Origin of the sequence: Bradyrhizobium semiaridum, from assembly GCF_020329505.1 — a bacterium.
Taxonomy (GTDB): Bacteria; Pseudomonadota; Alphaproteobacteria; order Rhizobiales; family Xanthobacteraceae; genus Bradyrhizobium; species Bradyrhizobium semiaridum.
Genome location: NZ_JAGKJJ010000001.1, coordinates 196,213 through 218,786, shown reverse-complemented (window position 1 = coordinate 218,786; position 22,574 = coordinate 196,213). Strand labels below are relative to the sequence as shown.

Genomic DNA, 22,574 nt, shown 5'->3' with positions numbered 1-22,574 from the left:
TCAGGCCGCCACCGCGACGCGCAGGTGCTCTGCGATCCAGTGATCGAGATCGGCAAGCGCGCGAGCGCTCATCGCCTGCTTCTTGGCGACGGTCTTCTCGTTGCCGCGCAGCCGCGAGCCGTCCGGTTTCCTGGTCGGCGGATTGGCGAGCGGCGGGAACAGGCCGAAATTGATGTTCATCGGCTGGAACGAGCGCGGGCCGCTCTCGATCGTCTCGATATGGCCGCCGGTGATGTGGCCGAGCAGAGCGCCGAGCGCGGTCGTCGCAGGCGGCGGGGTCAGCGCGAGGCCCCGCGCGTCCGACGCGGCGCAAAGCCCTGCGACCAGCCCGACGCTGGCCGATTCCACGTAGCCCTCGCAGCCCGTCATCTGTCCTGCAAAGCGCAGCCGCGGCTGCGCGCGCAGGCGCAATTGCGCATCGAGCAGCTTTGGCGAGTTGAGGAAGGTGTTGCGATGCAGCCCGCCGAGGCGCGCGAACTCGGCCTTTTCGAGCCCCGGAATGGTCCGGAACACGCGCTGTTGCGCACCGTGCTTCAGCTTAGTCTGAAAACCGACGATGTTGTAGAGCGTGCCGAGCTTGTTGTCCTGCCGGAGCTGCACGATCGCATACGGCTTCACGGTCGGATTGTGCGGATTGGTGAGTCCCACCGGCTTCATCGGCCCGTGGCGCAGCGTTTCGTGGCCGCGCTCGGCCATCACCTCGACCGGCAGGCAGCCGTCGAAATAAGGCGTGTTGGTCTCCCACTCCTTGAAGTCGACCTTCTCACCTTCGAGCAACGCTGCAACAAAGGCGTCGTACTGCTCTCTGGTCATCGGGCAGTTGATGTAGTCGGCGCCGGTGCCGCCGGGCCCGACCTTGTCGTAGCGCGACTGGAACCAGGCCACCGACATGTCGATGGACTCCCGGTGCACGATCGGTGCGATCGCGTCGAAGAACGCCAGCGCATTCTCGTCCGTCAACTGCCCGATGGCATCGGCGAGCGGTGCCGAGGTGAGGGGGCCGGTTGCGACGATAACGTTGCTCCAGTCGGCCGGCGGCAGGCCCGCGACTTCCTCGCGGCTGATCTCGATCAGCGGGTGCTCGTGCAGCGCCCGCGTGACGGCGGCGGAGAAGCCGTCGCGATCGACCGCCAGTGCGCCGCCGGCGGGCACCTGGTTGGCGTCCGCCGACCGCATGATCAGCGAGCCCAGCCGCCGCATCTCGGCATGCAGCAGCCCGACGGCGTTGTTGGCGGCGTCGTCCGAGCGGAAGGAATTCGAGCAGACGAGTTCGGCGCAGCCGTCGGTGCGGTGTGCCTCGGTCATCCGCTGCGGGCGCATCTCGTGCAGGACGACGCGGACGCCCGAATTGGCGACCTGCCAGGCGGCTTCCGAGCCGGCGAGCCCCGCGCCGACGATGTGCACGGGTTGGAGAGAAGAGTGATGCGGTGTCATCGCGCAGCGTTAGCGCGTTTTGATCCCGTGCGCATCTGAAACCGAGCCATGGTCCTTCCAGCGACGTGGATACCGCCGCTCCCGTGTCCAATCGGAACGGAAGGCCCTGGAAACGACAACGCCCGCTGCAGGAGCGGGCGTTATCCGTCATTCAGATGGCTTGCAGATGGCTTGCCGGTGATTAGCCGTTGTAGGTACCGGCCGCAACGCGCGGAATGTCCGAGCGATCGAGGCCGATATCGGCCAGCTCGCGATCGCTGAGCTGGGACAGTTCGCTGACATTGCGCTGATAATCCCGGAAAGCCTGGATCATGCGGATGAGCGAGAGCAACATGGTAGTCTCCTAGTAGTTCGGATTCAGCCTTTCAGAGCCTCATCGTTGAAGTGAATATAGATGATATGGTGCAGCGCGGTAGTTCCGATGTTGCGATGCAGCTAGGCTAAAAACGCATGCCGATGGTAAGATTTGATTAAAACTTTCGGTCGCTTCTGATCCGTCCCCGAAAGGCGGTCTCAAGGGCCTTGGCGCTCCTGAAACAACTTGCATCGGATCAATGCGTTACGCAGGTTTTCGGTGTTGTCCCGAACGTTGAAGAGATGGTACTTCAGGACCGCTGGAGCAAGCGTTGGTTGTCTCAGCCGCTAGTTTGGTTTGGGCAGGTTCCATGCGCGATCCGCATGCACTAACCGGCATAATAGTGATTTTATATTCATTACATGGCGTCGAAACCTACACGAGATGGCCGGGCGTCAATCGGTCGCATTGACCTAAGAGGTATTTTCCTCAGGCCGGGCAGCAAAAGATCTCGGTCCAGAGCGGATGATCGCTCAGGGTGTATTGCCGAGTATCACAGCTGCGAACGATCGGATCGTTCGAACGAGATCGCGCCGCAGCAGATCTGATTGGGCCGCACTTCCTTACCGACATGTAATCAAAGCGCTATGCAACGCATGCGCGCTACGCGTGCAGCGCTCATCACATTTGCATCGCGCGGATTTCATTCTGAACGCTGGCGGGAACAGGCGAATAATCATTTCGCAGATTCCGCAATCACGCTGGTTTCTGCCTAAGAAAAAAGATGGATGATGCCCATGATCAGAACGTTGATCGGCGCAGCCGCAGTGGCTGCCGTTGCTTGCGCTGTCGTTCCCGCTCACGCCGCCAAGAGGGGTGGCGGCGTCGGATGCAGCGGTGACAATCTGACCAAGACCGAATCCGCGGTGGAAGCGATGGCCGGGCGCGCGGGCGAGCTGGGTGGCGAAGTATGCGATGGTCTTGGCGTAAACTTCGCTCTTATTCCACTGCTGGATCACCGCGAAGTTTTCACTGCCGGGCTCCCAATCCTTGCCCTTCTTCCAGCCGTAGCTTTTCAGGAAGTTTGCCGTTGAGGCGAGCACGTCGGGCACGTTGCGCAACAGGTCGCGCTTGCCGTTGTTGTCGAAGTCGACCGCGAACTTGATGTAGGACGACGGCATGAACTGGGTCTGGCCGAGCTCGCCGGCCCAGGCGCCGCGCATCTCCTGCGGCGTCAGATCGCCGCGATCGATGATGCGCAGCGCATCGAGCATCTCGGCCTTGAACATGTCGGAGCGGCGGCAATCATAGGCCAGCGTCGCCAGCGAGCGAATGGTGGAGAATTTGCCGATATTGACGCCGAAGTCGGTTTCCAGCCCCCAGATCGCGACGAGGATCTCCGGCGGCACGCCGTAAGCCTCCTCGATCCGCGACAGCACCGAGCCGTATTGCTTCAGCATGTTCGAGCCGCGGGTGAGGCGCGGCGGCACCATGCGGGCGGAGAACTGCTCGAAGGTCTGGTTGAACACCTGCTGGGAATGGTCGCGTGCCAGGATCGCCTTGTCCTGGGTGACGCCGGCGAGGCCGGCCTGGATCGCGTTTTGCGATATGCCTTTGGCCGCCGCCTCCTTCTTGAAGTCGTCGAGCCAGGCCTCGAATGTCCCGGTGCCGCAGGGAGCGGCCAGGGCCGGCGCGACCGATGTCACGAGCCAGGCGCCAAGGGCGATCGTGGAAAGGGAAAGACGGGAGGTCATAGGGCCGTTCACTCCGAAAGGCTGCGCAGTCATCGACATTGGTCGCGGAACCTGGCGCGCATGTTCGCAGCAACCGCGGCCAAAAAAAGGCCCGCATTCGATCCATGATCTCAGATAGCGCAGCAAGCTTCACATCCCGTTGACGGCTGCCCCAAGCCTTGTGCGACGAAAAACCGCCGGCCGAGAGTCGGCCGGCGGTGGATGTCGAACCCGGACCGCTCACGATCGGAGCAGATCGCTAGCCGCGATCGCTCCGGCGCCACGGGAACAGGTTGGCCGGGAAATCAGCCGCCGGCTTCCGCGCGCGTGCTTTCGGAATGACCGGCCGCGCATTCGGATCCTTGACAATGACCGCACGATACAGATGCCAGGTGGCGTGGCCCAGCAATGGGACCACGACGGCGAGGCCGAGGAAGAACGGGATCGTCCCCAGCACCAGCAGCACGGCGACGATCAGGCCCCAGGCCAGCATCGGCACCGGGTTCTGCGCGACGACACGCATCGACATCGTCATTGCTTCGCCGGCGCTTGCCTGGCGGTCGAGCATGATCGGGAACGCCACCACGCTGATGCAGAGCGCCACCAGCGCGAACAGGAAGCCGACGCCGCAGCCGACCACGATCAGCCACCAGCCTTGCTGGGTGGTCAGGACGCGCGCGGCAAAATCAGGAATGTTGGCCGCGGTCTCGTAGCCGAACACCGCCGTATAGATCGCCTGCGCAGTGGCGATCCAGGTCACGAACAGCGCGAACAGCAGCGTGCCGACCCCGAGCATCGCGCCGAACGAGGGCGAGCGGAACACCTCCATGGCATCCCAGGCGGAGGCTTCCTCGCCGTTCTCGCGGCGGCGGCTCATCTCGTAGAGGCCGATTGCGGCAAACGGACCGAGCAAGGCAAAGCCCGCGGCCAGCGGAAACAGCAGGGGCAGCACGGAATAGCCGTGCACCGTGCGCGCCAGCACGAGGCCGAGCACGGGATAGATCAGGCACAGGATGATGGCGTGTGTCGGGATCGCCTTGAAGTCTTCCCAGCCGAGCCGCAGCGCCTGATGCAGATCGGACAGGCCGATGGTACGGATCACTGGCGCAGAGGCGATGCTTTGCTCGCCCTGCGTCATCAATGGGACATTGCCTTGATATGACGTGGCCATGGTCGTTGTCTCCCTGGCGGCCGCATCTTGCGCCCGCACGCGGGCACAAGCGCGCCGCTCTCGAAGCGATCACGAGCAGAGCCAGACGCGAAAGACAAAGCAGGAACTGGCCATGTCGCGAACTGTGCAACGAAGGGTACACCCAAACCGGGCTGGGCCAAAGGGATTCACGCGCAAGTGAATGTCGCATTGGCAAGCTATGGATGGAGCGATACAGTTTAGCTGCGACCGCGGTCGGACGTCCCAGCGCCGTCCGACCTTCACACCATCTCAAGTCCAGTGGGAGCGAACGATGAGCATTTTCGGAAAAATCATGGGCGCGATCTTCGGAAGCAGCGCGAGCGCAGCGCCCGCCGGTGGAACGGCTGCGGGCGCAGCTCCCGCCGGTGGCCCCGCCGGCAGCGCATCGTCTCCCGCAGCAGCGCCGGCCGCGGCGCCCGGTCAGACCGTCGACGTGGCTCCCATCCTCGACAAGGCGGTTGCCGCGAAAGGGGAGAAGCTGGAATGGCGCACCTCGATCGTCGACCTGATGAAGGCGCTGGACATCGACTCCAGCCTGTCCGCCCGCAAGGAGCTCGCCAAGGAGCTCGGTTACACCGGCGACACCAACGATTCCGCCAGCATGAACATCTGGCTGCACAAGCAGGTGATGACCAAGCTCGCAGCCAATGGCGGCAAGCTGCCGGCAGACATCAAGCACTGACGGGATCATCATCGCGCACGTGAACCAGGGCCCGCCGCAGCGCGGGCCCTTTTTTGTCGAACGCCGAGCCTCTATAGATCGGCCAACAACAACAAGGAGAACGCCCATGACTGATCTCGACCGCCGCGCCGTGCTGACGACCGGCGCGCTGGCGCTGGCCGGCGCCGCCGTGCAATCCGCACCGGTACAGGCGCAGGCCGGACCGAAGGCGATGTTTCCGGTCCCGGCGGTGACGATCCCGATCGTCGGCGAGGCCGAGGTGTTCCAGGTCCGCCGCATCTATTGCATCGGCCGCAACTATGCGGCGCATGCGATCGAGCGCGGCTCCGATCCGACCCGCGAGCCGCCGTTCTTCTTTCAGAAGCCGACGGACGCGATCCAGAACGTTGCGGTCGGCATCGTCGCCGATCATCCCTATCCGTCGCTGACCAAGAACTATCACCACGAGGTCGAGCTGGTCGCCGCGCTGAAATCCGGCGGCACCAATATCCCGGCCGACAAGGCGCTCGATCACGTCTACGGCTACGCGCTCGGCCTCGACATGACGCGCCGCGATTTGCAGAATGGCATGGCCGCCGAGAAGAAGCCGTGGGAGATCGGCAAAAGCTTTGACCACGCCGCGGTGCTCGGACCGATCCACCCCGCGAGCAAGACCGGTCACTTCACGCAGGGCGCGATCTCGCTCGCGGTCAACGGCACGGTGCGGCAGAGCTCCGACCTGAAGAACATGATCTGGAGCGTCGCCGAGCAGATCGCAAAACTCTCGGAGGCCTTCGAGCTGAAGGCCGGCGACATCATCTATTCCGGCACGCCGGAAAATGTCGGCCCGGTCGTCAAGGGCGACGTGCTGCTGTGCAAGCTCGAGGGCCTGCCCGACATGTCGATCAAGATCGTCTGACGGGCAGGGCGCTAGCCCGCGATGTCTGCGTATTCCGGATGCTTGCGCAAGTAGTCCACCACGAAGCCGCAGCCGGCGATCACCTTGTGGCCATCGGCGCGGATCAACTCCAGCGTCCCTTTGACCAGCTCCGATGCGATGCCGCGGCCGCGCAGCGCCCGCGGCGTCTCGGTGTGGGTGATGATGACGGCCGACGGCGTCCGCCGGTAATTCGCAAAAGCGAGGCCGCCTTCGGTGTCGAGCTCGAAGCGGTTTTCGGCCCTGTTGTCTCGGACGGCAGCCATCGCAAAATGCCGGTTGATTCACTCTGCCTGATCTAAGCGTGTGAACCCGAACCTGGGAAGCTGCGACCAACCCGCAAATTGGCATTTGTGGATTGTCGATATGCGCATTCTGGCTGGCCTGACCATCGTTTTGCTCGGGACCCTCGTGATCATCTCGAGCGCATCTCAAGCATCCGCGGGCGACGATCCGAGCTGGCAGGCCTGTGTCGGTGCGGCGACGCCGCTGGGCGACCGCGTGGCGGCCTGCAACGCAGTGATCGAGGGTCGGACCGAGACCGGCAGGCGGCTGGCGGCAGCCTACTGCAACCGTGGCCACGGTCTGACCGAGAAGCGCGAGCTCGATGCGGCGCTCGCCGACCTCAACGAGGCGATCAAGCTCGATCCGGCCTATGCCTGCGCCTATACCAATCGCGGCCGCGTCTATGCCTTCAAGAAGGACCTCGATCACGCCATCGCCGACTATGACGAGGCGATCCGCATCGATCCCAGCTTCGCGCTGGCCTATAACAATCGCGGCGATGCCTGGTTCAATAAGGGCGATCTCGATCGCGCGCTGGCCGACTTCGACCTCGCGATCAAGTACAACCCGAAGCTGGCTACCGCTTACGGCAATCGCGGCTTTCTCTACTACCGCAAGCGCGATGCCGCGCACGCGATCGCCGACTTCAGCACCGAGATCAAGCTCGAGCCCAACGTGCTCGCCTACATCAATCGCGGCAACGTCTATCGCGATACCGAGCAGCTCGACCGCGCCGCCGCCGACTATGGCGAGGCGGCGAAGATCGCGCCGACCGATGCGCGCGGCTGGCGCAACCGCGGCATGATCCGCCTGTTCCAGGGCGACAACAAGGGTGGGATCGCGGACTACGACAAGGCGCTGCAATACGATCCGGACGACGCCTACTCCTGGAATAACCGCGGGCAGGCCAAGCTGCGGCTGGGCAACAAGCAGGGCGCAGCGGCCGATTTGCGCAAGGCGCTGGAGTTGCGCCCGGACTTGAAGACCGCGCAGGAGGCGCTGGCACGCCTCCGCGCGACACGATGACGCTCGGCCGCCGTTGCCGCATCGCACACTGCGCCTCAGGCCTTGCGAGCCAATAGGTTTCCATTACGTTTGATGCCAGACATACGCCCCCGCTGCGGCCGGATGGTCGTCTGATACGGAGTGGGTTTTGCCGGCCGCCGACGTATGCCCCTTTTCGGAGGAGGTTCGTCATGTCGGACATGCGTTTCTTCAGAATACACCGTCCCTGGGAAGACTGGGCTGGCATGCTGCTCGGCGTGCTGATCATGGTCTCGCCCTGGTTTCCGCTTCAAGCGCGCGACATCGTCGATGTCGAACGCAGCCACCTGATCCTCAACTGCTTCGTGGTCGGCATGCTGGTGCTGGGCCTTGCCCAGCTCGAATATGTCGCGCTGCAACGCTGGGAGGAGGTGGCGAGCATCGTGATCGGGCTCTGGCTGATGGCGTCGCCCTTCGTGCTCGGCTATGCCGGCGACCAGGCGCTGCAGCTCTGGCACATCGTGCTCGGCGCGCTGGTCGTGGTGCTCGGCGCCTTGCAGCTCTGGCAGGACTGGAACCTGAGCGATCAGGAGCTGGCCAAGCATCCGCAATAGGCAGACGGGCTTTCGGTCGGGACGGCGGGCGTCGCGCGGGCCTTGCGGGAGGCTGCGGCTTGGCGATAAACCGGGTCGCATGATCCCCCTTGCGGCGCTTGAAGACGCCCGGTCCCGACCGAGGAAACAGCTGATGACCGTCCTGACCTTGCCCATTGTGTTGCACGTATCGGCGGGCCGGCGGCGATGAGCGGAGCAGCCTCGACCGCGCCGCGCGGCGGCATCGCGCGGGTGTCGCGGCGGGTGATGAACCTCGCCTACATCCTGACCCAGAACGCCCGCCGCCACGTCGACCGGCCCGGCTTCATCTGGAACGAGAAGGCCTGGTCGTGGCGCCATATCGACCAGAATGTCTCGGCGCTGGCGGCGGCGCTCGCCGCGCGCGGCATCGTCAAGGGCGACCGCATTCTGGTCCATTCCAAGAACTGCGACGAGATGTTCTGGTCGATGTTCGCGGCCTTCAGGCTCGGCGCGGTCTGGGTGCCGACCAATTTCCGCCTGATGCCTGATGAGGTCGCCTATCTCGCCGCGGCTTCCGGCGCCAAGGCGTTCCTGTGCCATGCCGACTTTCCTGAGCACGCCGGGGCGGCGGCCAATCCTGCGCTCGAATTCACCTGGCGGATCGGCGAGGAGGGCAGCAGCTTCGGTGAAGCGACGGTCGGCGACGTCATCGCCAGACACGCCGGCGCCGAGGTCGAGAACACCCCGGTCGAGTACGACGATCCTTGCTGGTTCTTCTTCACCTCCGGCACCACCGGCCGTTCCAAGGCCGCGGTGCTGACCCATGGCCAGATGGCCTTCGTCATCACCAATCATCTCGCCGACCTGATGCCCGGCACCACCGAGCGGGACGCCTCGCTGGTGGTGGCGCCGCTGTCGCACGGCGCCGGCGTGCATCAGCTGGTGCAGAGTGCGCGCGGCGTGCCGACCATCCTGCTGCCGTCGGAGAAATTCGACATCGCGGAGGCGTACCGGCTGATCGCAAAACACCGCGTCAGCAACATGTTCACGGTGCCGACCATCCTGAAGATGATGGTCGAGCATCCCGCGGCCGACCAGCACGACCATTCCTCGCTGCGCTACATCATCTATGCCGGCGCGCCGATGTATCGCGAGGACCAGAAAGCGGCGCTGGCAAAGCTCGGCGGCGTGCTGGTGCAGTACTTTGGGCTCGGCGAGGTCACCGGCAACATCACCGTGCTGCCGCCCGCGTTGCACGATCCGGAGGATGGTCCGCATGCACGGATCGGCACCTGCGGCTTCGAGCGCACCGGGATGCAGGTCTCTATCCAAGGCGATGACGGGCGCGAGTTGAAGCCGTTCGAGACCGGAGAGATTTGTGTGATCGGGCCCGGCGTGTTCGCCGGCTATTACGACAACCCCGAGGCCAATGCGAAGGCGTTTCGCGACGGCTGGTTCCGCACCGGCGATCTCGGCCACATCGACGCGGAAGGTTTCGTCTACATCACCGGCCGTGCCTCCGACATGTACATTTCTGGCGGCTCCAACATCTATCCGCGCGAGATCGAGGAGAAGATCCTGACCCATCCCGCGGTCGGCGAGGTCGCCGTGCTCGGCGTGCCCGACCCGTTCTGGGGCGAGGTCGGCGTCGCCGTCTGCGTCGCACGGGAGGGCGCCGAGGCCGTCAGCGAGGCGGAGCTAGCGGCGTATCTCGCGCCAAAGGTGCCGCGCTACAAGATGCCGAAGCGCTTCTTCTTCTGGGAGGCGCTGCCGAAGTCCGGCTACGGCAAGGTGCCGAAGCGGCTGATCCGTGACGAGCTCGAGTCGCGCGGGCTGCTCGAGGTGATCGCCAAATCGACGGGCGCCTGAGCCGATGCGCAGCATCGCCCAGCCCGGCGCACCGCTCGCCGAGCGCATCCAGTGGGTCGCGGCGCGCGGCCGGGCCTTTTCGTTCACGCTCGAGGCCGGCATTCCCTTGCTCGAGGCTGTCAGGCGCGGCTTCGCCGCGGAGGGCTTTTGCAGCGGCGTGCTCAGCGCGAAGGGCGGGGCGCTCGGACCATTCGCCTATGTGATGCCGGCGCTGTCGAAGGACGGCGCCAACGCCGCTTTCTACAGCGAGACCTTTCGTCCCGCCGGCGTCACGCGGCTGAAGCTCGCGGCGCTGACGTTCGGTATCCGCGACGGTGCGCCGTTCTTTCACTGCCATGGGCTGTGGACCGAAGCCGACGGCCGATTCAACGGCGGGCACATGCTGCCTGAGGAGACGGTGGTCGCCGAGCCGTTCGAGGTCAGCGCCTTCGGCATCGACGGCGCGATGTTCCTGGCCGAGCCCGACAGCGAGACCAATTTCAAGCTGTTCGGTCCCGTTGCGGCTGCGCCGACCGGCGCGAAGACGAATAGCCGCGCCTTCGCACTGCGGCTGCGGCCGAACCAGGATGTCGCCTGCGCGCTGCAGGGCTTTTGCCGCGAGCACGGCATCCTGCGCGCGCGGCTGCATGGCGGCGTCGGCTCGACGATCGGCGCCGTCTTCAGCGACGGCAGCAGCGTGGTGCCGTTCGCGACCGAGCTCGCGGTGATCGCGGGTGCGATCGCGCCCGACGCCAACCGCCGCCTGCGCGCCAGCCTCGACGTCGCGCTGGTCGACTATCTCGGCGGCATCGCCGAGGGCCGCCTGGTGCGCGGCGACAATCCGGTGCTGATGACGATGGAGCTCGTGCTCGAAGTGCTGGAGGAGGCGGAGCGCCCGTAGAGGGGCGGCCTCGTCGCGCAGCAATTGATACTTGGGGTAATGGGGCCTGGCTTTCGCCAGGACGACACTGAACATGTTGCACGGCCGCTGAGTCATACATTCGCGTTCTCGCGACATTTTTTGTCCGAGCTTTGCTTGTCGCTTCGCCGCCCTGAGAGCAGAGGGCGCAGGGAAAGCCGGGTGCCGATCGCACCCATGGGCCCCGAGCAATGGGTAGAAAGCTCGGGGGTAGGACCACAGGTGTAACCGGAAACAACCCGGCTTCCCCTGCGCGATGGGTTACGGCTTATACGTGCTTACCCCGGCGAGACTGGGCTTGTTTGTCACCGCTTCCGCAAAGACGCTTGCGCGTCTTGCGATAGGACACCTGCCGCTAGGGCGTCCGGCCTGCACGATTTCACCGTCCGCCTCGCGTGCTGTCGTCACTGACACGCGCGGCGTCCACCGCATCTCACCGCAACACCGTGACGATGCGCAGCGCCCCTCGATCGCGTGAGACGGCGCGCATTAAATCCGCGAGTTGGGGTGTTTGTCAAGAGCTAATTCGGAAAATACGAACGATGGTGCGGCAAAACAGAAATGAGGGCCGCCGGCAAATCCGCGATCGCGACACTACCGCCGCTTCCGCACATGAATGTTGATGTCGAGGTCGATCTCGCTGACGCAGGTCTGCTCGCTGCGATGCGAGCCGCCCTCGTGCCAGCGGCCCTTGCGCAGGCTGATGTCGCTGACATTGGCGAGCCGCAGGCAGCGCCATTGCGGCAGCCTGCCGGAACTAGCGCCGGCGAACTGCCAGGCCAGAACGACCTCTTCGCCGCTTCTGTTGTGGCCGATGATGTGCGGGCAGAGCTCGCGCGGGCGGCCGTCATAGTTGCAGACGACTTGCTGCTCGGTGAGGATCGCCTTGCGGAAGAGGGCGTAGGCGCTGGGCATGGTCGGCTCGTCTCCGATCGTCGATGTCTCCAGCATTGAACGGCGGAAAACCCGGCGCGATCCCCTGCGGTACAATGTTCCTGTTATGTTCTTGACGTGGGCAACCCGATCTGCGATTGTGCAGCAGCAATTGCGTAACTATCAGGGTGGGCGAGTGGCGCGGCGAAATCGCACGATCAATATGCCGGCGCCGTACTTGAAGCGCGTCTGGCTCGATCCCGCGCGGATCACTAATCGCAAGGTCTATCCGTTCGTGCTGCCGCTGCTGCGCGGCGATTTCGAGCTCGCCTTCGACAAGGCGATCACCATCATCGTCGGCGAGAACGGCACCGGCAAGTCGACGCTGCTGGAGGGCATTGCGGTGCTTGCGGGTTTCGACGATGCCGGTGGTGGTAAGGGTTACCGGCCGGTCGATCATTCAAGGGCGCTGGAGGAAACGGGCGGCTCGCTTGCTACCGCGCTTCGCGCGAGCTGGCTGCCGAAAATCACCAATGGCTGGTTCTTCCGGGCCGAGAGCTTTTTTTCGGTCGCCAGATATCTGGACGAGGCGGCGATGGACGTCGGAGCGCTGCCGCCCGACTTCCTGTCCTATTCACATGGCGAAGGCTTCCTGCGCTTCTTCGACGAACGCTGTGACAGGCAGGGCATCTTCATCTTCGACGAGCCGGAATCGGCGCTGTCGCCGTCACGCCAGATCGAGTTTCTGAAGCTGCTGCGACGGATGGATCAATCGGGCTATTGCCAGGTCATCATGGCCACCCACGCGCCGCTGCTGATGGCCTATCCCAACGCGACGCTGCTGCGGTTGTCGAAATACGGGCTCGAGCCGGTCGACGTGGAGCAGACCGATCACTACCGGGTCATGCGCGAGTTCTGCGCCGACCCGCGTGGATTTGTCGAGGCGGCGATCGAGGAGTGAATGCCTGGTACGCGCGGCTTGCCTGTCGGGGAAGCCGACGGCCGCGACTTCGCTCTGGTGCAAGCATCCGGTTTCCGTCCGGTCCAAAATGACCGGATCAAAAAACTCGGTCGGCGCTGGGCGGCGCGGGCCGAACACATATCGAGGAGACGGGATGAGGAGGACGATCGCGAAGGCTGCCGTCGTGGGGGCGGCGCTGGCTGTGCTGGGAGCCGCGTGGGCGCACGGGCCGACCCGCCAGAAGGTGCGGGAATCGATCGAGATCGACGCGCCGCAGGCCAAGGTTTGGGCGGTGATCGGCAATTTCCAGGACATGAGCTGGCTCGCCGGCGTCACCAGCACCGAGGGCCAGAAGGGCAACGAGATCGGCGCGACGCGGCGCCTGACGCTCGGGCCCGGCGCCACCGTCGACGAGGAGCTCTACAAATACGAGCCGGACATGTTGAGCTATTCCTATCGGATCACGGCCGTCGACGTGAGGGTGCTGCCGGTTACCAATTATTCCTCGACCCTGACGGTGTCGCCGGCGCCGGACGGCAAGGCCAAGGTGGAATGGGCCGGTGCGTTCTACCGCGGCTTCCCGAACAACGACCCGCCGCCCGAGCTGAGCGACGAGGCTGCGGTGAAGGCGGTGAGCGGGCTGTACAAGGCGGGGCTTCAAGGGCTGAAAAAGAAGATCGAGAGCGGCAGCTGAACGTGCGGCCGGTCATCATCGGATTGTTGCTCGCTTGCGCTGGCGCCGCGCAAGCCGAGGAGGCCTTCGTCACCAATCAGCTCAGCGATGACCTCACGGTCGTCGATCTCGCGACATCAAGACCGGTCGCGACGATCGCGATCGGCGGCAAGCCGGCTGGTGTCGCCGTCACGGCGGACGGCCGTTTTGCCTATGTGACCAGCCCCGACGCCAAGGCGGTGACCGTGGTCGACGCGTCAGCGCGTAAAGTCGTCGGCCGGGTCGATGTCGGCGGCGGCCCGCTCGGCATCGCGGTCGCGCCCGACGGCGCGACGGTCTACGTTGCCGACTGGTACGCCGCCGCGGTGCGGGTCATCGATGCCAGGGTACAACGGGTCGCGGCCAGCATCGCGGTCGGCGCCTCGCCATCCGGCCTCGCCGTGACGCCGGACGGGCACCTGCTGCTCTCCGCGGACCGCGACGACGACAGCGTGTCGATCATCGACACCGCCTCGCGCGAGCGGCGCGGGATCGTGAAGGTCGGCACCCGGCCATTCGGCATCACTATCGACGCCGAAGGCAAGCGCGCCTATACCGCCAATGTCGGCAGCAATGACGTCTCGGTGGTCGACATCGCCGCCGCGCGCGAGACCGGCCGCGTCCACGTCGGCCTGCGCCCCTACGCCGTGGCGCTGGCGCAGGGGCGCGGGTTTGTGACCGATCAATATGACGGTACCGTCAGCGTGTTCGATCTCGCGACCTTGCAGCCGATGAAGCGGATCACCGTCGGCGATTATCCCGAAGGCATCGAAGCGACGGCGGACGGCAAGCGCATCGTGGTCGCGAACTGGGAGAGCAACACGCTCAGCGTGATCGACGCCGCCGAGCTTAAGGTGATCGGCGAGATCAAGGTCGGCGACGGCCCGCGCGCGTTCGGGGCGTTCTTGAGAAGAACGGAGTAGGGCCGTAGCCCGCACGAGCGAAGCGACATGCGGGACAAGCGGCCCCCGGATGTCGCGTCGCTCATCCGGGCTACGCACCGCGGTCGTTGCAAGGGCGGCGGGTTACGCCTCGCCAATCCGCCCTATGCCCGCCATTTGTGCTATAGTCTCGCCGGAACGAACCAAAACTGGGAGGACGCCATGCATCATACCTTGGTGCCCAGTGACCACGTTGAGCACGTCAACGTCTACGGCCGCAATGGCACAAAACTCGGATCGATCGAACGGCTGATGCTCGACAAGCTGACCGGCACGGTCGCCTATGCCGTGATCAGGACCGGCGGATTGCTGAGCACGCACCGCCACTATCCCATCAGGTGGAGCGCGCTCAGATACGATCGCGAGCGCCTGGCCTACGAGGCCGACGCAACACTGGAAGAGCTGCAGGCCGGCCCCTGCGAACTCGACGGCGATGAATTCGACTGGGGCGACCGCTCAAGGGCGTACATGCATCCGAACTATTGGGCGGTATAACGGCGAGGGCGAATCGACGCTTGTAGCCCGCATGAGCGAAGCGCCATGCGGGACCGGTCGCTGTCGATGATCCGCGACCCCCGGATATCGCTTTGCTCATCCGGGCTACGTGGCGGCTTGCGCTACTCCGCCGCCTCGCTCGCCGTGCCGCTCTTCCTCGGCTTGCTGTTCGCCTTCTTCAGCACCGGAGCCAAAAACTTTCCCGTATAGCTCCGCGGCGCCTTGACGATATCCTCGGGCGGGCCCCAGGCGACGATTTCGCCGCCGCCGTCGCCGCCTTCGGGGCCGAGGTCGATCACCCAGTCGGCGGTCTTGATGACTTCGAGGTTGTGCTCGATCACCACCACAGTGTTGCCCTGGGCGACCAACTCATGCAGCACTTCGAGCAGCTTGGCGACGTCGTGAAAGTGCAGGCCGGTGGTCGGCTCGTCCAGAATGTAGAGCGTGCGGCCGGTGGCGCGTTTCGACAGCTCTTTCGCAAGCTTGACACGCTGGGCTTCGCCGCCGGACAGCGTGGTGGCCTGCTGGCCGACATGGATGTAGTCGAGGCCGACGCGGTGCAGGGTCTGGAACGTCTCGCGGACGCGCGGCACCGCCTTGAAGAATTCGGCGGCTTCCTCGACGGTCATGTCGAGCACGTCGGCGATGCTCTTGCCCTTGAACAGCACCTCGAGCGTCTCGCGGTTGTAGCGCTTGCCCTTGCAGGTGTCGCAGGTGACATAGACGTCCGGCAAAAAGTGCATCTCGATCTTGATGACGCCGTCGCCCTGGCAGGCCTCGCAGCGGCCGCCCTTGACGTTGAAGGAGAACCTGCCCGGCTCGTAGCCGCGCGCCTTGGCTTCCGGCAGGCCGGCGAACCATTCGCGGATCGGCGTGAAGGCGCCGGTATAGGTCGCGGGGTTGGAGCGCGGGGTGCGGCCGATCGGCGACTGGTCGATGTCGATGATCTTGTCGATATGTTCGAGGCCCTCGATGCGGTCGTGCGGTGCCGCGCCCTCGCTGGCGTTATTCAGCTTGCGGGCGATGGCGCGGTACAGCGTGTCGATCAAGAGCGTCGACTTGCCGCCGCCGGAGACTCCGGTCACGCAGGTGAACAGGCCGAGCGGAATCTCCGCCGAGACGTTCTTCAGATTGTTGCCGCGGGCGTTGACGACCTTGATGGTGCGGCGATGGTTCGGCGGCCGCCGCTCGGGCACGGGCACCGAGAGCTCGCCGGTAAGATATTTGCCGGTCAGCGACTTCGGATTGCGCATGATCTGGTCGGGCGTGCCTTCGGCGACGATGTTGCCGCCGTGCATGCCGGCGCCGGGGCCGATGTCGAGCACGTAGTCGGCGAGGCGGATGGCGTCCTCGTCATGCTCGACCACGACCACGGTATTGCCGAGGTCGCGCAGCCGCTTCAGGGTATCGAGCAGGCGGGCGTTGTCGCGCTGGTGCAGGCCGATCGACGGCTCGTCCAGCACGTAGAGCACGCCTGTCAGCCCCGAACCGATCTGCGAGGCGAGGCGGATGCGCTGGCTCTCGCCGCCCGACAGCGTGCCGGACGAGCGCGACAGCGTCAGGTAGTTCAGGCCGACATCGAGCAAAAAGGTGAGGCGCTCGCGGATCTCCTTGAGGATGCGCGTCGCGATCTCGTTCTGCTGCGCGTTCAGCACCGAGGGCACCGTTTCGAACCATTCGCCGGCGCGCTTGACCGACAGCTCGGAGATCTCGCCGATATGCTTGCCGCCGATCTTGACGCACAGCGCTTCCGGCTTCAGCCGGTGGCCGTTGCAGCCGGCGCAGGGCACGTCGGAAAAGTACTTGCCGAGCTCCTCGCGGGCCCACTCGCTCTCGGTCTCGCGATAGCGGCGGTTGATGTTGGTGATGACGCCCTCGAACGGCTTCTTGGTGTCGTAGGAGCGTACCCCGTCCTCGTAGGAGAACTTGATCTCGTCGTCGCCGGAGCCGTGCAGCAGCGCTTGCTGCACCTTCTTGGGCAGGTCCTTCCACTTGGTGTTCAGCGTGAACTTGTAGTGCTTGCCGAGCGCGGTCAGGGTCTGGATGTAATAGGGCGAGGACGACTTCGCCCAGGGCGCGATCGCGCCTTTGCCCAGTGGCAGCTCCTTGTCGGGGATGACGAGGTCCTCGTCGATATGCTGCTCGACGCCGAGGCCGCCGCAGGCCGGGCAGGCGCCATAGGGATTGTTGAACGAGAACAGGCGCGGCTCGATCTCAGGGATGGTGAAGCCGGACACCGGGCAGGCGAATTTCTCCGAGAACAGGATGCGCTCGGGGCCGCTCTTGTCGTGGATCTTTGCCGTTTTCTTCTTGTCGCCTTTCGTCTCGTCCGCCGTAGCGGCCGCTGCCGGCGCGTCGGCGTATTCGATCACGGCGAGGCCGTCGGCGAGCTTCAGCGCGGTCTCAAAGCTTTCGGCGAGGCGCTGGGCGAGGTCGGAACGTACCACGATGCGGTCGACCACGACGTCGATGTCGTGCGGGAACTTCTTGTCGAGCGTGGGCGCCTCCGACAGCTCGTAGAAAGTGCCGTCGATCTTGACGCGCTGAAAGCCCTTCTTGAGGTACTCGGCGAGCTCCTTCTTGTATTCGCCCTTGCGGCCGCGCACGACCGGCGCCAGCAGATAGAGGCGGGTGCCCTCGGGCAAACCAAGCACGCGGTCGACCATCTGCGAGACGATCTGGCTCTCGATCGGCAGGCCGGTGGCCGGCGAATAGGGCACGCCGACGCGGGCCCAGAGCAGGCGCATATAGTCGTAGATCTCGGTGACGGTGCCGACGGTGGAGCGCGGGTTCTTCGAGGTCGTCTTCTGCTCGATCGAGATCGCCGGCGAGAGGCCGTCGATCTGGTCGACGTCCGGCTTCTGCATCATCTCCAGAAATTGGCGCGCATAGGCCGACAGCGATTCGACGTAGCGGCGCTGGCCCTCGGCATAGATGGTGTCGAACGCCAGCGAGGATTTTCCGGAGCCGGACAGGCCCGTAAACACGACCAACTTGTCGCGCGGGATCTCGACGTCGATGTTCTTCAGATTGTGTTCGCGCGCGCCACGGATCGTGATGGCACGCGATGAGGAGCCGGCGGTCTGTTGGCGCTTCGCCTTGAGCACTTCATCCATAGCGACAGTTCCGGGCGCCGGAGTGAGCGCCTTTTTGGGCGCGCATCACCGGTGATGCCGGGATCATGCGCCGATGGGTGTGAAGACTGGAACGTAGGAAGAACGGCGGCGAATTTCCAGTGCCATATTGAGTCCATCAACGGATAGTTCGCTCGATGGCAGCAGGCGTCAGCAGCGGGTGTTCCGGGCTAGGAAACCGGCAAAGAAAAAAGGCCGGCGCGAGGCCAGCCCTTCTATCGTCCGCCCGCAGACGAGCGATCAGTATTTGGCGACGATCGGGCCGCCGAAGTGATAGTTCACACCGACCTGGACGCTGTGCAACTCGGCCGTTCCGGTGGGAACGCCGAAATAGTTCTCGCTGTCCAGGCTCCGGAACAGATACTCGCCCTTGACCGACCACTGCGGAGCGAAGAAGGCCTCGATGCCCGCGCCGACGGTCCAGCCGGAGTGAAAATGGCTTTCCCTGGCGGTCACGCCGAGCGCAGAGAGGCTGATCTCGTTGTTGACCCAGGCATAGCCGCCGGTGGCATAGAACAGCACCTTGTCGGCCGCGATGCCGAGCCGGCCGCGCACGGTGCCGAGCGAGTCGATGCGGCTCTTGGCGGTGATGCCGAGGGCCGTGATCGACGCGTCGACGTCGGCCCAGCCGCCGTCGGCCTCGATGCCGAACACGATGTTGCTGGTCTGCCAGTTGTAGCCGATCGTGCCGCCGGCAAAACCGCCGCTCAGCTTCGGATCGACGTCCGAATTCTCGGTGGCATAGCCGCCGAAGCCGCCGATGTAGAAGCCGGTCCAGTTGTAGATCGCGACAGGCGGAGGAGCCTTGACGTAGGGCGCACGGGCCGCCATGTCGGCGGCGCGGGCCGGTGCGAAAGCGCTCAGTACGAGCAAGCCGGCCGATGCCAGCAGAAAAGTCCTCATTTTCAAACTTCCCAGTCCCGTTTTCTTGTTGGTCCCCTTCAAGCCTTTGAAGGGGGCGTCGGCGTGTTGCCGGACGTTGCCCCGTGTCTACACGGATAAAGCCGGAAGTTGTGTAACCGGCAAACAACAATGGGCGGAAAACGCACAACCTCAGGTGTGCGGCCGCAGGTGGTCCACTGTTTTTCGAGGCAACAAAAAAGGCCGGCGCGAGGCCGGCCTTTTCGCTGAAGATATCGGGCGCGATCAGTATTTCGCGACCACCGGGCCGGTCCAGTTGAAGTGGTAGTTGATGCCGACCTTGACGGTGTGGAAGGTGTCCTTCCACTCCGAACGATTGGCTGCGATCAGCGGATCGAACTGCAGCGTGCTCTTGCCGAGGTCGATGTAGTTGTACTCGACCTTGCCCGACCAGTTCGGTGCGAACATGTATTCGACGCCGGCGCCGACCGTCCAACCCCAGCGGGTGTCGCTGGTCGCCGACGAGTTGGCCGCGCCGCCGTTCAGCGCGGCATCGTAGCGGTGCTGAATGTCGCCGACGGCAGCACCGCCGCTGACGAACCACAGCGCAGGACCTGCGGCGTAGCCGAGGCGGCCCTTGATGTCGCCGAAGCTGCGCAGCTTGGTGTTGTAGGTGTCGAGCAGGCCCGTATTCACCTCGGCCGAGCGGCCGTTGATGTCAGACCAGTGATAGTCGCCCTCGAGGCCGAGCACGGTGTTGCCGAACTGCCAATTGTAGCCGACCACGCCGCCAGCGAAGCCGCCGTCGGTGTCGTAATTCTGGGTACCGAGGAAGCCCGGAGCGTTGGGCGCGCCGAAGAAGGTCTCCTTGCTGCGGCCCCAGGCGCCGCCGCCCTGGATACCAAGATAGAAGCCATTCCAAGTCAGCACAGGCGCAACCACCGGCGGCGGCGCCTTGGTGTAGGGCCGCGCGGCAAGGTCGGCGGCCGATGCGGACGACACGCCGAGCGCGGCGAGGCCAGCGGCTGCAATCAGGAATTTCATCATGGGTGTCCCCCCTTGGCGATTCCGCTATCGTCAACAACTATCACGCGAGGCTTGGGGCGACTGTCGCTTCGGGGCAACAGCCATTCACTGAGTGACATGGAACCGCCCGGGTTGGGCCCAAAGTTTGGCAGATGCCGACCCGGCGAGCCAGTTGCGGGCCGGCACGGATGCCGCCTGATGCGATTGACCTTCCGAGCGCTGTCCGTATCGGCATTCCCCGCACAGCGCGCATAGGCGGCCATCGCCCACCCTGTCCGGGCATTCAGTGGGCCGATTGTGGAATGGCCCAGACAAAATCAGTCTTGGTGGCGCCGCCGAAGATGTTGGGGTCTGCCAGATCCACGAAACCGTTCGGCAGGTAGGTCTGCGGATACGGACTCGCGGCGGCCGTAAGCGGAAGGCGCGCCATGGCGTGGCACGACATGCAGTTCGAGTTCAGGCCGTCGGTCTGGTTGGTCTCGAGATAGGGATTGAAGCAGACGACCGGTTTTCCCTTGGGATCGGTCGCCGGCACCACCATGGAGTCGCTGATGCACATGGCGTAGTTGCGCCAGGGCCCCTTGACCTTCGACGCATCCGGCATGTCAGCGACGCTGCCGGGGAAATCGTTGGGCGGATTCCTTCCGTTCTGCCACCAGAATGTCGCCCAGGTCCAGTTCGCGATTTCCTTGGTGGTCACGTGCATTGCGACCAGAACCTGGAATTCTCCCGCCTGAACTGCCGCTGCCCCGGCGAGCTTCGACAGCGAATTGATGGTCGCTGCTTCCGCTGCATCGATCTGCACGGAATAAAATGCGTTCAACGGGACGATCTCCGCCTGGACCTGACGACCGTTGCAGCTGATCGCTGCCGTTCCCGTTTGGCTGTTGGTCGGATCGACGGCGACGCATGTCTTCCATGAATCCGGCGTCGGTTGCGCAGGATCGCTGCTATCGGCGGCGCCGTTCCAGATCGGAATCGCAGAGAGACCTGTGGGCTTGACGGGCAGAAACACCATCTTCAGGTCGGTGCCGGCCGCCGGGAAATCGATGATCTTGCGATCCTTGACGGCGGTGTTGTGCTGGTCGAACGCCGCATTCAGCTGCGCAAGGTCCGAGGCGCTGACGTAGCTATAGGACTGACCGGATTTTGCAGGCGTCTCGTGCGAAGCTGCGAGAAAGCTCGCAGCTTCCGGGCTCATCTTCACGAAAGCCAGCAGCCTTTGCCTCGGAGACGTGCCGGCCGCCAGTGCCCTTGCCAGTGTGGACGCGCCATGTTGGAACTGACGGGGAGGCGCGAACGGGCGGAGAATTCTGGGCCGCGGCGCCGCGGCTGCCGCCACCAGTTGATTGACGGGAGAAAATGCCTCCTCCTCCGACAACCAGGTTTCCCAGACCGGCAAGACCCGGCCGTTGAAGCTTTGACTTGAATCGGCGGTCAGCCCCGACCAGAGCAGCCAGGAATGCTTGCGAAGCGCGACGGCATCGTTGCGCGCGATCAGCGCCTCGAGGTCGGCGCTTGGCGTCGGGAATTCGGACGGCGGCAGGGGCATCGGCTCGGGCTTGATGTTCTGCGCAAGGGCGGGTGCGCCAAACTCGATAGGGCCACCCGAGGCGACGCCTCCGATCAGGACCAGTGCGTACAGGACTTTGGAGAAGGGCCGCGTCTTTGCAATTCCGGTCATGAAGCACCTGTCAATTCGAGGAGCAGAACTCGATTCATGGAAAATTCAGCGCCGAGTATCCTTGCTGGTTGCGTCGAAAAATGCCGTTGCCGAATCCGGAAACCCGCGCGGTCATGACGTGCTCCCTCGACCTATTTCCTGTCTCTCAGCGTCGGATAGAATTGCACCCACACGTTATCCAGGTTCGCATGCGCACGATGGCAGCTTTCACAGGCCTCGTCGGGAAAGGCGTTTGCCACCGGCCGCGTCTTTGTCGGGTCGGACGGATCAGTGAAGTCGTAATAGGCCCACGGCGTCGTCTTGCCGTCGGGGCGGTGCAGATTCTTCACCGCGATCTCCACGCCGGTTCGCGGTCCGTTGAAGACACCGTTCGACAGGATGTTCTTGGGCTCGGCGCCGTTGGCCGCAAAGACTTCCATCACCAGGATGGTCCTGTCCGGAAAACTGCCGTTCGCCAGGAAGTGGGAGTAAGCGCTCCTTGCGATGTACACGTTGTGAAATTGCTGCGGATCGGCGCGCGCGGCTTCCCGCGCTGTCGTCGCGGCCAAGTCGTGCTTGTAGGACAATCCAAGGTTCGAGCCGACGAACACCCAGGTCTCGAAGCCTGTGGGGAGCATGAGGTTTCCGTCCGACGTGTACTGCGGTCCGTCGCCGGGTAAATCCTGAGCCTGCATGTTACAGGGCAGCGTCGACAAAATCATGGAGGCGCTGAGAAGTGCGGTGAGGGTCGGCAAGCGCCTGCTGGATAGGGAGGCCAAAACACGCTCCTTCCAATCAGCCAACAAAATCGAAACCAGGACGCGGCTGCCCCGGATGGGAGAAATTCATTTCGACAACGCGGACATCATACATCAACTATTTTAGATTGCAATCCAGCATAGAAGTACGCTTCAATTGAGTGACCGCCATTGCAGCGACTTCACAGCCTCAGGGGGAAGCGAGGGGACCAGTGCTTGTGCAGCCGTTGCTCTGAATACAGCTGCGCCGGCCGAGACTTTCTTGTCCGAGCCTGAAGGCGATCGGC

The 22,574-nt window shown here is 64.3% G+C and carries 20 protein-coding genes and 1 pseudogene; 10 read left to right on the top strand and 11 right to left on the bottom strand.

Going from position 1 to position 22,574, the window contains the following annotated elements:
- From trmFO to J6500_RS00945, 4 genes and pseudogenes are all read right to left on the bottom strand, one after another.
- Positions 1–1,434, bottom strand: coding sequence for a methylenetetrahydrofolate--tRNA-(uracil(54)-C(5))-methyltransferase (FADH(2)-oxidizing) TrmFO (gene trmFO, locus J6500_RS00960; protein ID WP_225710794.1), 1,434 nt, complete (start codon positions 1,432–1,434; stop codon positions 1–3).
- A 181-nt stretch (positions 1,435–1,615) separates the two neighbouring features.
- The gene (locus tag J6500_RS00955; RefSeq protein ID WP_016846063.1) at positions 1,616–1,768 is read right to left on the bottom strand and encodes a DUF1127 domain-containing protein; all 153 of its coding nucleotides are present in this window, start codon (positions 1,766–1,768) and stop codon (positions 1,616–1,618) included.
- 902 nt (positions 1,769–2,670) lie between these two features.
- Positions 2,671–3,483, bottom strand: a pseudogene (locus J6500_RS00950) (lytic murein transglycosylase); the annotation flags it as partial.
- A 238-nt stretch (positions 3,484–3,721) separates the two neighbouring features.
- Positions 3,722–4,633: a DUF2189 domain-containing protein gene (locus tag J6500_RS00945; protein ID WP_225710793.1), complete on the bottom strand. Its 912-nt coding sequence runs from the start codon at positions 4,631–4,633 to the stop codon at positions 3,722–3,724.
- A gap of 292 nt (positions 4,634–4,925) precedes the next feature.
- Between J6500_RS00945 and J6500_RS00940 the strand changes: the two genes are divergently transcribed.
- Entirely contained in the window at positions 4,926–5,336 is a 411-nt protein-coding gene (locus tag J6500_RS00940; protein WP_225710792.1) for a DUF3597 domain-containing protein, read from the top strand.
- Positions 5,337–5,442: 106 nt separating this feature from the next.
- Positions 5,443–6,234, top strand: coding sequence for a fumarylacetoacetate hydrolase family protein (locus J6500_RS00935; RefSeq protein WP_225710791.1), 792 nt, complete (start codon positions 5,443–5,445; stop codon positions 6,232–6,234).
- 11 nt (positions 6,235–6,245) lie between these two features.
- Here J6500_RS00935 and J6500_RS00930 read toward each other — a convergent pair whose 3' ends face one another.
- Positions 6,246–6,518: a GNAT family N-acetyltransferase gene (locus J6500_RS00930; RefSeq protein WP_225710790.1), complete on the bottom strand. Its 273-nt coding sequence runs from the start codon at positions 6,516–6,518 to the stop codon at positions 6,246–6,248.
- 100 nt (positions 6,519–6,618) lie between these two features.
- Here J6500_RS00930 and J6500_RS00925 point away from each other — a divergent pair, with 100 nt between their 5' ends.
- The 4 genes from J6500_RS00925 to J6500_RS00910 all read left to right on the top strand — a co-directional run bounded on the left by J6500_RS00925 (position 6,619) and on the right by J6500_RS00910 (position 10,845).
- Positions 6,619–7,563, top strand: coding sequence for a tetratricopeptide repeat protein (locus J6500_RS00925; protein WP_225710789.1), 945 nt, complete (start codon positions 6,619–6,621; stop codon positions 7,561–7,563).
- A 170-nt stretch (positions 7,564–7,733) separates the two neighbouring features.
- Positions 7,734–8,135, top strand: coding sequence for an SPW repeat protein (locus J6500_RS00920; RefSeq protein ID WP_225710788.1), 402 nt, complete (start codon positions 7,734–7,736; stop codon positions 8,133–8,135).
- A 186-nt stretch (positions 8,136–8,321) separates the two neighbouring features.
- Complete coding sequence (locus J6500_RS00915) at positions 8,322–9,965, top strand: acyl-CoA synthetase (protein ID WP_225710787.1); 1,644 nt, start codon at positions 8,322–8,324, stop codon at positions 9,963–9,965.
- Positions 9,966–9,969: 4 nt separating this feature from the next.
- Positions 9,970–10,845 carry a PCC domain-containing protein gene (locus tag J6500_RS00910; RefSeq protein WP_225710786.1) on the top strand — a complete coding sequence of 292 codons (876 nt, stop codon included), beginning with the start codon at positions 9,970–9,972 and terminating at the stop codon, positions 10,843–10,845.
- A 612-nt stretch (positions 10,846–11,457) separates the two neighbouring features.
- Here the strand turns inward: J6500_RS00910 and J6500_RS00905 are convergent.
- A complete protein-coding gene (locus tag J6500_RS00905; protein ID WP_225710785.1) occupies positions 11,458–11,778 on the bottom strand; it encodes a hypothetical protein in 321 nt (106 codons plus the stop codon).
- A gap of 154 nt (positions 11,779–11,932) precedes the next feature.
- Between J6500_RS00905 and J6500_RS00900 the strand changes: the two genes are divergently transcribed.
- The 4 genes from J6500_RS00900 to J6500_RS00885 all read left to right on the top strand — a co-directional run bounded on the left by J6500_RS00900 (position 11,933) and on the right by J6500_RS00885 (position 14,845).
- The gene (locus tag J6500_RS00900; RefSeq protein ID WP_225710784.1) at positions 11,933–12,697 is read left to right on the top strand and encodes an AAA family ATPase; all 765 of its coding nucleotides are present in this window, start codon (positions 11,933–11,935) and stop codon (positions 12,695–12,697) included.
- Between the two features lie 154 nt (positions 12,698–12,851).
- The gene (locus J6500_RS00895) at positions 12,852–13,391 is read left to right on the top strand and encodes an SRPBCC family protein (protein ID WP_225710783.1); all 540 of its coding nucleotides are present in this window, start codon (positions 12,852–12,854) and stop codon (positions 13,389–13,391) included.
- A gap of 2 nt (positions 13,392–13,393) precedes the next feature.
- On the top strand, positions 13,394–14,332 hold the full coding sequence (locus J6500_RS00890; RefSeq protein ID WP_225710782.1) for a YVTN family beta-propeller repeat protein: 939 nt from the start codon (positions 13,394–13,396) through the stop codon (positions 14,330–14,332).
- Positions 14,333–14,512: 180 nt separating this feature from the next.
- The gene (locus J6500_RS00885; RefSeq protein ID WP_225710781.1) at positions 14,513–14,845 is read left to right on the top strand and encodes a PRC-barrel domain-containing protein; all 333 of its coding nucleotides are present in this window, start codon (positions 14,513–14,515) and stop codon (positions 14,843–14,845) included.
- A gap of 122 nt (positions 14,846–14,967) precedes the next feature.
- Here J6500_RS00885 and uvrA read toward each other — a convergent pair whose 3' ends face one another.
- From uvrA to J6500_RS00860, 5 genes are all read right to left on the bottom strand, one after another.
- Positions 14,968–17,961, bottom strand: coding sequence for an excinuclease ABC subunit UvrA (gene uvrA / locus J6500_RS00880; RefSeq protein WP_225710780.1), 2,994 nt, complete (start codon positions 17,959–17,961; stop codon positions 14,968–14,970).
- A gap of 258 nt (positions 17,962–18,219) precedes the next feature.
- Positions 18,220–18,882 (bottom strand): outer membrane protein, encoded by a 663-nt coding sequence (locus J6500_RS00875; RefSeq protein ID WP_225710779.1) that lies wholly within the window; start codon positions 18,880–18,882, stop codon positions 18,220–18,222.
- Positions 18,883–19,125: 243 nt separating this feature from the next.
- Complete coding sequence (locus J6500_RS00870) at positions 19,126–19,887, bottom strand: outer membrane protein (RefSeq protein ID WP_225710778.1); 762 nt, start codon at positions 19,885–19,887, stop codon at positions 19,126–19,128.
- 262 nt (positions 19,888–20,149) lie between these two features.
- Complete coding sequence (locus J6500_RS00865; protein ID WP_225710777.1) at positions 20,150–21,550, bottom strand: hypothetical protein; 1,401 nt, start codon at positions 21,548–21,550, stop codon at positions 20,150–20,152.
- 131 nt (positions 21,551–21,681) lie between these two features.
- The gene (locus J6500_RS00860) at positions 21,682–22,284 is read right to left on the bottom strand and encodes a cytochrome P460 family protein (protein ID WP_225710776.1); all 603 of its coding nucleotides are present in this window, start codon (positions 22,282–22,284) and stop codon (positions 21,682–21,684) included.
- Between the last annotated feature and the right edge of the window lie 290 nt (positions 22,285–22,574).